The sequence below is a fragment of the Bradyrhizobium sp. genome, from assembly GCF_049519115.1.
GTDB lineage: Bacteria > Pseudomonadota > Alphaproteobacteria > Rhizobiales > Xanthobacteraceae > Bradyrhizobium.
Window position 1 is genome coordinate 39,804 of the sequence record NZ_JBEKRB010000044.1, and the last position, 11,433, is coordinate 51,236.

The following is an 11,433-nucleotide window of genomic DNA, read 5'->3' on the forward strand; positions in this document are numbered from 1 at the left end:
CTTTGGTTTGATCAGAAGTCGGCAAGCCGGCTGAGTAATTTCACCGCAACGGCGAGCTGCTCATGCTCCCGTGGCGATAGCTGCGCCTGAAGGGCGCGGAACAGCCAGTCCTCCTTCGCCGCGCGGCCGGTCTTGATCGTCTTGACGAAGGAAGGCGTGAGACTGACGAAGGTCTGCCGGCCATCGTCGGGATCGGGCTTCCCGCTCACGGCGCCTGCCGTTTCCAGCGCAGCAACCGTCATGCGCATCGATTGCGGGCGCACGCCTTCGGCGCGCGCGAGCATCGAGACGGTTGCGGGGCCGCCGCGCTCCAGACGCAGCAGAACGGATTTCTGCGCATTGGTGAAATCCCCCGCGTCCGTCTGCTCCCGCGCGCGGCGAACGAGCTTGCCGATCGCGACCCGCAGTTCACCCGCGAGGGCGGTAAGCGGCAGGGATTCCGGCGTTTGCGAGGTCTTGATCATGATGAGACTTATATACAGTTTATCTGTACAGTTATTCTGTATGTTGCCGCGCCGGTTCCGTCAAGGGCTGTTGGGGGCGTAACTCGCTGCGATGCCGTCGCATCAACAAGGCTTCGCGGGGCAGGGCGTTTGGTCTGCACCACGGGCGCGAGGTGCTGCTATGCGCCTCATGGACAGCGGCATGCATGACGGCCTCCGCCCTCTGGACACAGACCTCGGGCAATGTCCTAAATCGCGCAAAACAAGAGGAGCGTCCGGATGCCGATTATCGATTCCCAGGTCCATGCCTACGAGGCCAACACGCCGAAACGGCCCTGGCACAACGTGCCGAACTGGCCCGATCACGTCACGGGTGACGAGATGGTGGCGGCGATGGACAAGGTCGGCGTCGATGGCGCGATCTTCATCTCGGCTTTTTCAATGTACAAGTATGACGCAAGCTATGCGGTCGAGGTGGCACGCGCGCACCCCAACCGGATGGCTATCGTCAAGCCGGTCGATCCGGACGATCCGGCGGTCGATGACGTCATCGCCGAGTGGAAGAAGACGCCGGGCACGGTCGGAATCCGCATCATGCTGACGAAGGAGAATAAGCGCGACCCGAAGCATCCCGGCCTCGACCGGATCGCGAAATCGGCTGTGCGCTATGACTTTCCGGTCAACGTGTTGTGCTGGGACAACCTGGAAGCAGCCACCACGCTGTTCGATCGCAATCCCGACACCCGCTTTATCATCGATCATCTCGGCATCTTGCAGCCGCGCGTGCCGCCCGCGCCGGCGGAGCGGTTTGAACCTTGGGCCGATCTGCCGAAGGTGCTCGATCTCGCAAAGCGGAAGAATCTGGTGATCAAGGTCTCAGGCGCCTGCACGCTGTCGAAAAAGCTTTATCCTTACCCGGACATCTGGGATCCGCTTGCCCGCGTGTTCGATGCCTGGGGTTTTGAGCGCTGCCTCTGGGGGACCGACTGGACGCGCGCGTTTGCGGTCGTCAATTACGAGAACGCCGTCAAACCGTTCTTGGAAACGGATCGCCTGAGCGCCACCGAGCGGGCGATGCTGATGGGCGGTGCCTGCGCCAAGGCCTATGGCTGGTCGCCGGAGAAAAGTTAGCGGCTTACGGCGGACATTCCGCGCCGCTGTCGATCCAGGCTTGCACCAGTTGCCCGGCGGCCTCCTGGTTGCCGGGCGCGGGCTCGCGCCCTTCACCGGGATCCCAGCCATGTGCGACGAGGTCGTCCTTGGCGATGTGTTCCTGCAGCAATGCGAGATCGCGCCCGCCGTTGAGATTGACGTCTTTCAATTGCCGGCAGATCTCGCCCAGCGACTTGTTTTGCCAGGTCATTGATACCGGAGCGATTGCCCAGCGTGGATTGCCGGGGATGCTTTTATAGCTTGCGGCTTCGTGAAGCGTGACGTTTCGCTCGGTGTGACAGCCAGCGCAATTGGTTTCGAGATGTCCGGTTTCGCCGCGCCACACCGGCGGCATGTGTTCGTGCTGGTCGTCGCCCTGCAACGGATGATCGCCCGCCGGATGGCAATTCATGCAGCGGGGGTGCGTGACGAGTTTGCCGATTTCGCCGAACATCGCGCGCGAACGTTCGGTCCTGTTCGTGATGGAGGCGAATTCAGCCGGGCTCTTGAGCGGTTCACCGCTTGATGGGACCGCCGCCAGCGCCGACGATAGCAATACGAACGCCGCGGCGATTTTTCCTCGCGCGATGAACTGGTGCGGCTGGTTTCCAAGATTCGCGGTCATGAGGCAGTAACCGCTTGATCCGCCGATAGTTCCGCGCGGCGCGAAAATCGTGTGAGCGTGCTGGAGGTCTCCATCGAGAATGCTTCGCGATTGATTGCTATCCCGCGTTGCTCGTATTGGAAGTCGAGAGATGGAGGCCGTCGACGGTTGAACCGAATGCTATCGTGTTTCAGCTATACGTGTCTTCCTTGACGAAATTATTTTGTCGCAAAGGTGCGCACGCCGGACTTGCTCCAGGTAAAGACGTTTATTCCTGTGCTGAAAATTTTTTATTCAGGAATAAATTGTGATGTGAAACGGTCGCGTCACAAAATGGCATAACAAGTCGACAATATTGCGCGACGTTTCTCGTCGTTGCGGCTCGTTGCGCCGCGCCTCGCTGTGTCACGTCTCCTCGTGTCACGGCGATGCTTGCGCGCAAGCCGCGCTCAATCCGCGCCTTTGGGGTAGTCAATGATTGGCAAGCGAGTGGCTCTGAGCCTCCTACTGGCTCTTGCCGTTGGCGCGCGCGTGGCCGATGCCGCCACGCTCGACGAGGCGGCCGAGCGCTATCGCCCGTTTGCGATTGAGGGGATCGGATCGGCGCTGGCCGGCGCGCGCGATCTGCGCGAGCGGGCGGCCGCCAAGGATCTCGCCGGCGCGCGGAAAGCCTGGCTCTCGGCCCGCGCCGGTTGGGAGCGTTCGGAAGTCTTCACCGCGGGCTTCGTTCCGGAACTCGACGCGCTGATCGATGCATGGCCCAACGCCGATAGCGGCTTCCACACCATCGAAGCGAAATTGTTCGGCACCGGTCAAACGGATATCGGACCCGATGCCGACGCGCTGGTTCAACATCTCGACGAACTTCACACCAGGCTCCGGAATATGCCGCTTTCGCCACAGGGCCTGCTCGATGGTACGGTGCGGCTCGCTTATGAGGTCGGGGAGAGCAAGGCCGACGGCGGCGAATCCCGAATCAGCGGCACGTCGCTCGACGATATGCGCAACAACGTCGCCGGCGTCGAATTCGCCTATCGCACGATTTTCGCCGACCGCCTCAAAGAGGTCGACGCGGCGTTAGCCGACAGAGTGACGGCGCGGATCGAAGCGCTCAAGACCATAGTGGCCGCGCCCGACCTGCCGCATGTCAATGTTCGCGCGCTGCGGCGCGTCAGCGAGGAACTGGTGATCACGCTGCAGGCTGCTTCAGCCAAGCTGGGATTGCGGCGGTCCACGCTGGAGGCTCAATCGCGATGAGCGTTCGTCGGTGGAGCGGCATCGCTGCCGTCATTGGACTCCTGATGGTGGGCTTGCATGAACGCGTGCTGGCGTTCCCGGTGGACGGCGATCAGGCGGCGTTGCCGGCAAAGACCGAACTGAACGAGGACGCGCTGCGCCGGCCGCGTGAGGTCTTTCATTCGGAGATTACCGGCCGCAGGTCGGAACTGATCAAGCTTGGTAATCTGGCTTTCTCGTCGCCATCGATCCTCGGCAATGTCGCGCAGCAGGCCGGCATCAGCTGCGAGACCTGTCATGTCAACGGCGCCGGTAACGCCAGGCTTTTCGTGCCGAAGATGTCGACGCGCCCTGGTAATTTCGACACCACAGGCCCCCTGTTCAATCCGAAGGCGGACAACGGCGTGCTCGACCCGGTGCGGATTCCCAGCCTGCGCGGTGCGCGCTATCTCGCGCCCTATGGCGCCGACGGGCGCATGCCTTCGCTCCGCGACTTCGTTCGTAACGTCATCGTCAACGAATTTGCCGGAGCCGAACCATCGCCGGCCATTCTCGATGCCATCGTCGCCTACATCCAGGACATCGATTTTCTGCCGAACCAGAGTCTTGGTCCCACAGGCCGGCTCGTCGGCAAGATCAGCGACTCAGAACGCCGCGGCGAGGTGCTGTTCACAAAGCCGTTCCCGCACGATTCCGGATTGAGTTGCGCCGCCTGCCATATTCCTTCCGCCGCCTTTGTCGATCACAGGCAGCATGACGTGGGCTCGGGCGGACTGTTCAAGACGCCGACGCTTCGTAACGCCGATTTCAATGCGCCCTATTTTCACGACGGCCGCTTCGACAGCTACGATCAGGTGGTGGCGCATTTCGACCGCGTTTTCGAACTTGGCCTGAGCGCGCAGGATCAAAAGGACCTGGTGGCCTATCTCACCGCCGTTGGGGACGCGGCGATGCCGTATGACCAGGGGGCCGGCGCCACGCTGAAGGAGATCGACGACTTCGCGAGCCTGCTGGCGACCGCGATCCCGGCCGGCGACAAGGAAACCGTCGCCCTCGCGGTCGACACCATCGGGGGAGAATTGCGCGAATTGACCGAGCATTATCCCGATCGCAAGGACACCAGCGTGCCGGGCGGTGAAGACGAGCGCGCCATGGCGCGTGCCTCGCTCAAGGAAGTCGTGCTGCTGCTGCGGCGAATCGACATGGCGGTCGGCGAAGGACGGACCTCCGATGCGGCCGCCGACTACCGGAATTATCGCTCGCTGATGTTCGCCGCCGTTCCTTCGATATTGGCCCGCGCCGATCGATGGTCGCTCTTTAATGCCGCGGTGCACGACCGGCACTATGAGGCTCTTCGTCAAGTCATGCAGTCGAAGCACATGTCGCAGTAAAGGCGCGCCCAACGCTGAGACTTGACCGACGTGTTTTGTTTTGAGTCCTGTCGCCGATAAAATCCTGCGCGAACTAGCGCGGCATGAACTGAATCTCGCGTCGTCGCGCAGACGACGCGAGCAATGTGCATTGCGATCACATCAGAAAAAATCAACTAAACATATTTCGATCGTCATACCAAGGCCGTTATCGAAAAAGTTTTTGGAATAATACTGATCTTTTCACGCGCGTTCACAACCTTGATACGCGTGCGTCACGTTGATGCACTACCTAGCGCGTCGTTAACAAACCTCTTTTGGAGTCGATGATGACTTTTAATTTCAAAACTAACTGGCGAACTAGCACGGCGCTGTGCATCGTTTCGACGATCTCATTCGCCACCGCAGCCTACGCCGCCAACCCTGGCGGCCTCATCCAGCAGTTGATCGCCGATCTCGAAAGCGACATCAACAAGATCGAGAACGACAACAGCGGCAATAAGGGCGGCAGCAAGAATCCGAGCGACGGCGTCAAGACCGCCTCTCCGATCAAGCACGTCATTGTCCTGATCGGTGAAAACCGTGGCCTCGATCACACCTTCGGTGTCTACAAGCCGAAGGGTGCGGGACAAACGATCTCCAACCTGCTGTCCAAGGGCATCGTCAATGAAGACGGCACGCCGGGTCCGAACTTCGCTCTCTCGCGGCAATTCTCGGTCGCGGGTCAGCCGTCCTATTACATCGGCGCCCCCTCCAACGCGAAATTCGCTTACACTCCGTCGACCAACCTGATGCCGCAGCCGAACACCAACGGTGCGCCTGAGGCTCAGAGCGCGACCGGTGCGCCGTTCCAGACGATTGCCGAGGCAAGCGTCGAGAAGGACATCAATCCCGCCAGCCTCAACATCCTGACGACCGGCGCTGTCGGTCTGACAGCCGACGCGCTCGACACCCGCGTTCCCGGTGCCGGCACCGTCAACGGTTCGTTCCAGTTGCAGGGCCCACAGCTCACTGACGACGACTACACCGGTGACACGACGCACCGTTTCTACCAGGACTGGCAGCAAAGCGATTGCAGCATCGGCTCAGTGACGAAGAGCAACACGTCGGGCTGCCTGGCCGATCTGTTCCCGTTCGTGATGGACACCTATGACCGTTCGAGCGCCGCGGTCCAGAAGAACTTCAGCGAAGGTAACTCGATGGGCTTCTACAATGCCCAGCAGGGTGAAGCCTCCTTCCTGAAATCGCTGGCTGACCGCTTCACCCTGGGCGACAACTTCCATCAGTCGTTCCATGGTGGCACCGGCGCCAACCACTTCATGCTCGGCACCGGCGATGCGGCCATCTGGACAGACGGCAACGGCAACATCGTCACGCCGCCCGCGAGCCAGATCGCCAACCCGAACCCGTTGGCGGGCACGGTCAACAAGTATACGGCCGACAACAACTTCTCGGCTTGTTTCGACGTCACTCAGCCGGGCGTGGGTCCGATTGTGGACTATCTGAACAATCTGCCCTATGCGGCCGAGCCGAACTGCGCGCCCGGTGCCTACTACATGCTCGACAACAGCAACCCCGGCTACCTGCCAAACGGCTCGCTGGCCAACGGAGAAGGTGGCATTCCTCCGTCGCCGGTTCGTACGATTGGCGATTCGCTGCTGGCGGCCAACATCTCGTGGGCTTACTACGGTGGTGCGTTTAACCACGCGGTAGCGCTCTCGAATATCGCTGTTGCGGCGAATGCGGCCAACCCGAACCTGAGTGCTGCGGCGGTCACTGATCCGGCCGACGCACTTGGCGTTGCCTACTGCCAGATCTGCAACCCGTTCCAGTACGCCACTTCGATCATGGCCAATCCGGCTGTGCGGACGGCGCATATGAAGGACACGAGCGATCTGATCACGGCGATCCAGAACAACACCCTGCCTTCGGTGTCGTTCGGCAAGCCGGACGGCCTGCTCGACGGTCATCCGTCAAGCTCCAAGGTCGACCTGTTCGAGGCCTACGTTACCAACATCCTGACGGCGCTGGATGCCAATCCCACGCTCAAGGCCGAGACCGCGGTGTTCATCACCTGGGACGAGGCCGGTGGATACTGGGATTCGGGCTTCATTCAGTCGATCGACTTCTTCGGCGATGGACCGCGTATCCCGATCTTGATCCTCTCGCCGTACTCGACCGGCGGCAAGGTCTACCACAACTACGGCGATCACGTCTCGATCCTGAAGTTCATCGAGCGCAACTGGAGCCTCCAGCCGCTGACGGGCCGCAGCCGCGACAATCTGCCGAACCCGACCTTCAAGAAGGGCAATGCGTATGTGCCGACCAACAGCCCGGCGCTTGCTGACCTCTTTGACGCGTTCGACTTCAGCAACGCGGTCAATCTCTCCTACACCGAGTGATCCAAAACCGGATCACGACGTGAAGTAATACTCGAAAACTGGTGCCGATCGAACCCACGCGGTTCGGTCGGCGCTTTCTTGTTTAATCGTGTGATTTTTCCGGATGTCGAAGATGATCGGAGAGGCGATACCAGTTCGGTTGCGTAAAACGTCGTGGCGCGTGCTTGCCGTGGCCGCTCTCTTTGCAGGCGCTGGTCTTGCGGCCTCTTCGGCTATTGCTGCGCAGGCCCGGCAGTTCTCCGCGGACATTGTCACGCGGCAGGATGACGTGCCGGCGCCTGCGGGACGTTTGCGTGTGCTCGATGGCAAGGTGAGGATCGAGACCACGGAAAATCAAGACGGCTTTTTCCTGGTCGATACCGAGAAACCGTCGGCTTACCTCGTGCGGCCCGGCGCGCGCCTTTATATGGAGGCGCGCCAGTCAAGCCGGCTGACCCGGCTGTTCGTTCCCGTCGATGCCGATGCACCGTGCCGGCAGTGGCAGGCGATGGCGCGCCTCGCGGGCGTGGTCGCTGAAGGCGAATGGCGCTGCGAGCGGACAGGCGAAGAGACGATCGATGGCCATAGCACCGTGGCTTTCCGGGCTTTGTCCGCTGAGGGCCAGGAATTCTTCGGCTGGATCGATCGCGAACGCCGGTTTCCGCTGCAAATCAGAACCGAAGACGGCGTCCTCTTCAAACTCGAACGAATCAAGGACGAGTCTTTGCCGGAATCTTCCTTTGAACTCCCGGCTGGCTATCGGAAGTTCAGTCCAGAAGCGCTGATCGAGCGGATCAAGCAAAGTGACGTCTGGGTTGCCAAACCTGGCGAAGATAAGCCTGGTGAAGCCAAACCTCGCGAAGCCAAGCCCGGCGGGGGAAGCCCATAACAAAAATGGCGGGCCAAAATCCTGGCCCAACATTCCCTCACAGGACTTAAGTTGCCGCTATCGCGCCATCAGATGCGATGCGGCGACAATTATTCAAGTTCGATCGGCTGGAAATGGCCGGTCTCATCGAGCGCGGTTCCCCAGATCTTGTGCGAAGCCTGGTGCTCGCCACGGCCGAAATTGAGGGTCGCGCCGAGGCCGAGATCGAGATTGTGAAGCTCTTCCAGACTGTCGACCAGTCTTTCGTTATCGAGCTGCGGGCCGACGCGCTTCATGGCCTGGATCAGGACATTGGCGGCGACATAGCCCTCCAGCGATACGTAATCCGGTGCCTCGCCTGGAAAATACTTGGCAAGGGCGTTCTTGTATTCGAGCACCACGCTCGAATAGCCGGCAACGGCCGGCACCACCTGGGTGACGACCACCCCATTGGCGAAACGCGGGCCCAACAGCGTGAGTTCGTCGGCGAGCGCAGTAGAGCCCACGAACGATACGTTGGTGTAGACCAGGCCCGGAAACTGGTCATGCGTCTTCTCGATGAACTTGGTCGCGGCCCGGTAGGTCGCCACCATGACCACCGCCTTGATCGCCGGCTTCTGCAGTTTCAGCTGATCGATCGCGTCGTCCACGTCGACCGAGTTGCGCTGGTAGTTGAGCCGCACGATGGCAGAGTCGCTGATGCCAAGCGCACGGAAGGCCTTTGCGACCCCGGCAAAGCCGGCATCGCCGTAGGAATCCTGCTGGGCGAAGACCGCGATCTGCTTCGGCGGAATCCGGCGCAGCTTCACCAGATAGTGCACGGCCGCGTCGGTTTCCTCGGCATAGCTCGCGCGATAATTGAACACGTAGCGGTCCGGAGGATCGTGGCGCAGGATGTTTGCGCCGGTGAAAGCGCTGAAGAACAACATCCGCCGCTCGAGCGCATAGGGCACCGCGACACCGGCCGTCGGCGTTCCGACATTTCCGATGATGCCGAACACCTGGTCCTTTTCGTAGAGCTGCTTCATGGCGTTGGCGGTCCGTGTCGGCTCATAGCCGTCATCAGCCGCGAACAGTTTGAGCATGCGGCCCTCGACGCCACCGGCCTCGTTGATCCGGTTGAAGGCGGTGTCGATCCCGAGCTTCATCTGCCGCCCGAGCTCCTTGGACGCGCCGGAGAAGGGGGCTGCCATTCCAAAGCGGACTTCGTGATCGGTGACGCCGCGGATCGCGCCGCCTGGTAAGGCGGCGATGGGCACGGGGGCGACGGCAACGGGAGCGGTAACCACGGCCGCAGCCCTAGCCGTAGCAGTTGCCGCAGCCGTAGCCGTAGCCGTAGCAGTTGCCGCAACCGGAGTTGCAGCGGGGACGGCAGCGGCCGGCACGGCCGGTATCCCGAGCGATTGTTCGAGATCGGCAAGCTGGCGTCCTGCCGTGCGGCAGTCGATCCGGCCCGCGGTCACGGCCACGCGGCCGTCCGCAACGGTGCGATCGAGCAGCCGGGCAAGATCGCCGCGCTCTGCGTCATTGGACGCGGATTCCCGGATCACGGCGGTAAATTTTCCAGCGATGGAATCAATTCGGGGCCGGGCGATATCGACGCAGGCTGAGGCCGAGCCAATGATCGGCCCGACGCGGCCGGCCAGGTCGCGGACGACATCCGCCCTGCCGGCGGCGTGCGCTTGCACCGAGGCGCCGGCAAGCAAGGCGCTATAAAAAATGGTCATCCAGCGCGGCGTCATTGCGGCCTCCGCGCGAACATCAAAATGGTTTCGCTATTTGACAAAATCGCTCTCCGTATCGGCTATTGCGGTGGTGCATCGGTCGAGTCGAGCTTCTGCTGCCATCGAACAAACTGGTTAAGCAGTGCTTCTGACTGCTCATGCGTTCCGGCGTTCTCTGCCGGTTGGGCGGCCCGATCGGCCGCCAGGATCGTCTCGAACTGCGCCAGGGAAGGCTTGGATTCTGCGGGCCTGGATTCCGCGGACCTGGATTCGCTCGCGCGGGGAGCCTGCGTTTGGGAGGCGGTCTTCGACGATGCGGGCACAAGAGAGGCGGTGCTGTCCTGTACTTGATCCTGGACACGATCTTTCGAAGCCGGAATCACGGAGACAAAGAACAGCGCCACCAAGGCTGAAACGCCAACGGCCGCCGCGAAACGCATCGCAACCGGGATCAGCTCCCGCCATTGGCCAAATCGGTTATCGTATCCGGGAGGCTCATCCATGACCTCGGGGTCGAGCCGATTGCGAAGGGACTTGCTGACCGCTTCGCTGAAGGTGTCGAAGGAAGACGGCGAGGTCGCGCTGCGCTCGGGCAATTCCGGCCTGGTTTCATTCGAAGCGATTGATCGGGATCTCGCTTCCTCCCTGATCCAGCGCGGTGCATAAGACATCGGATTGTTCGGATCGAAATGATCCTCTTGGGTACTCATACGTCACTCCCGCTCACGCTCGAGATTTGCACCGGTGAGCGGCGAAATGAACTCCCAGTACGCGTGCTGAAATTAACTCTAAAAAACCGAGACATTGTAACCGTCATCCGATCGAAAACTGGCGCTCTGTTTTGTTCGCCGACAGTTCGCCGCATGCATCGAAAATGTTAACTACGCAATTGCGATTTCGTATCACAACGCGCACCGGCGGCGGGAAAAACGCCGCAATGTAGTTAACTCGTCTGGGTCGGGAAACGGCCGTATTGCGGCGGCCGCGCGCATGTTTGCATCATATTCGCCGCAGCCGTCATGATAGGTTCAGCATCATGCAATCGGTGGCGCAAGCGCGCGGATAGCGCGACGCTCGATCTGACTCCGACAAGCGTCCGCGCATTAAGGATGCAAGGGGCGAAGCGTTAATCTTCCGATGCGCCGTTGAAATCAGCGCTCCATGGCTCGCGGTCAGTACGCGGGTGGATGGAGATCGGGATCTTCGCCGCCGATCCTCGTAGGGGTCGCGGCCTCTGAAGTCGTCTGTGTTGCGCTGAAACTGCGGGTTCGGATCGAAATGATCGGTCCGCTGGTTATAAGCGCCGCGAAAATACCGATCCTGGAGGTCGTGATGCGCCGGCCCGCGATGGATCCGCAAAGGCATGCCTCAAATGCTCATGGCTCGCGTCACGCGCAAAAACGGGTGCCGCAAGTGTGGTCGAAAGAAGTGCCATCACGTCAGCGCTCTTGCCACCGCCATTTGATTTCTCCTCGCGCCAAGCCGCACGGCTGAGCAACCATAGTTATCGATACTGAGACTTCATCGATACTAAGTGTCTGTCCGGGAAGAAGTTGAATCCTATGAATCATTTGTGATTCAAGAGAGGTGGCCTGATTCGGAGGGGCCGCCGATGTGGACGAATGAAAACCGCGCGCGGTATGACCGCAGCCAAT

General features: G+C 60.9%; 9 protein-coding genes. 5 read left to right on the forward strand and 4 right to left on the reverse strand.

Annotated features, from left to right (window positions below; genetic code table 11):
- Window positions 1-11: 11 nt before the first annotated feature.
- Window positions 12-464: a MarR family winged helix-turn-helix transcriptional regulator gene (locus ABSE61_RS27175; RefSeq protein WP_423874232.1), complete on the reverse strand. Its 453-nt coding sequence runs from the start codon at window positions 462-464 to the stop codon at window positions 12-14.
- A gap of 258 nt (window positions 465-722) precedes the next feature.
- Between ABSE61_RS27175 and ABSE61_RS27180 the strand changes: the two genes are divergently transcribed.
- The gene (locus ABSE61_RS27180; protein ID WP_423874233.1) at window positions 723-1,574 is read left to right on the forward strand and encodes an amidohydrolase family protein; all 852 of its coding nucleotides are present in this window, start codon (window positions 723-725) and stop codon (window positions 1,572-1,574) included.
- Window positions 1,575-1,578: 4 nt separating this feature from the next.
- Here the strand turns inward: ABSE61_RS27180 and ABSE61_RS27185 are convergent, their stop codons facing one another.
- Window positions 1,579-2,220 (reverse strand): Isoquinoline 1-oxidoreductase subunit, encoded by a 642-nt coding sequence (locus ABSE61_RS27185; RefSeq protein ID WP_423874234.1) that lies wholly within the window; start codon window positions 2,218-2,220, stop codon window positions 1,579-1,581.
- A 453-nt stretch (window positions 2,221-2,673) separates the two neighbouring features.
- Between ABSE61_RS27185 and ABSE61_RS27190 the strand changes: the two genes are divergently transcribed.
- The 4 genes from ABSE61_RS27190 to ABSE61_RS27205 all read left to right on the forward strand — a co-directional run bounded on the left by ABSE61_RS27190 (window position 2,674) and on the right by ABSE61_RS27205 (window position 8,075).
- Window positions 2,674-3,456 carry an EfeM/EfeO family lipoprotein gene (locus ABSE61_RS27190; protein WP_423874235.1) on the forward strand — a complete coding sequence of 261 codons (783 nt, stop codon included), beginning with the start codon at window positions 2,674-2,676 and terminating at the stop codon, window positions 3,454-3,456.
- A complete protein-coding gene (locus ABSE61_RS27195) occupies window positions 3,453-4,826 on the forward strand; it encodes a cytochrome c peroxidase (RefSeq protein ID WP_423874236.1) in 1,374 nt (457 codons plus the stop codon). Before ABSE61_RS27190 ends, ABSE61_RS27195 begins: the two co-directional genes overlap by 4 nt.
- Window positions 4,827-5,134: 308 nt before the next feature.
- On the forward strand, window positions 5,135-7,207 hold the full coding sequence (locus ABSE61_RS27200; protein ID WP_423874244.1) for an alkaline phosphatase family protein: 2,073 nt from the start codon (window positions 5,135-5,137) through the stop codon (window positions 7,205-7,207).
- Between the two features lie 103 nt (window positions 7,208-7,310).
- Window positions 7,311-8,075 carry a hypothetical protein gene (locus ABSE61_RS27205; RefSeq protein WP_423874237.1) on the forward strand — a complete coding sequence of 255 codons (765 nt, stop codon included), beginning with the start codon at window positions 7,311-7,313 and terminating at the stop codon, window positions 8,073-8,075.
- An 89-nt stretch (window positions 8,076-8,164) separates the two neighbouring features.
- On the opposite strand, the gene ABSE61_RS27210 is transcribed toward ABSE61_RS27205, so the two are convergent.
- Window positions 8,165-9,796: an ABC transporter substrate-binding protein gene (locus ABSE61_RS27210; RefSeq protein WP_423874238.1), complete on the reverse strand. Its 1,632-nt coding sequence runs from the start codon at window positions 9,794-9,796 to the stop codon at window positions 8,165-8,167.
- A 62-nt stretch (window positions 9,797-9,858) separates the two neighbouring features.
- A complete protein-coding gene (locus ABSE61_RS27215; RefSeq protein ID WP_423874239.1) occupies window positions 9,859-10,374 on the reverse strand; it encodes a hypothetical protein in 516 nt (171 codons plus the stop codon).
- Window positions 10,375-11,433 lie beyond the last annotated feature (1,059 nt).

Coding starts and splice junctions, on each gene's coding strand:
- ABSE61_RS27175 (WP_423874232.1), bottom strand. CDS start 464: ATGATCAAGACCTCGCAAACGCCGGAATCCCTGCCGCTTACCGCCCTC.
- ABSE61_RS27210 (WP_423874238.1), bottom strand. CDS start 9,796: ATGACGCCGCGCTGGATGACCATTTTTTATAGCGCCTTGCTTGCCGGC.
- ABSE61_RS27180 (WP_423874233.1), top strand. CDS start 723: ATGCCGATTATCGATTCCCAGGTCCATGCCTACGAGGCCAACACGCCG.
- ABSE61_RS27195 (WP_423874236.1), top strand. CDS start 3,453: ATGAGCGTTCGTCGGTGGAGCGGCATCGCTGCCGTCATTGGACTCCTG.
- ABSE61_RS27190 (WP_423874235.1), top strand. CDS start 2,674: ATGATTGGCAAGCGAGTGGCTCTGAGCCTCCTACTGGCTCTTGCCGTT.
- ABSE61_RS27205 (WP_423874237.1), top strand. CDS start 7,311: ATGTCGAAGATGATCGGAGAGGCGATACCAGTTCGGTTGCGTAAAACG.
- ABSE61_RS27200 (WP_423874244.1), top strand. CDS start 5,135: ATGACTTTTAATTTCAAAACTAACTGGCGAACTAGCACGGCGCTGTGC.
- ABSE61_RS27185 (WP_423874234.1), bottom strand. CDS start 2,220: ATGACCGCGAATCTTGGAAACCAGCCGCACCAGTTCATCGCGCGAGGA.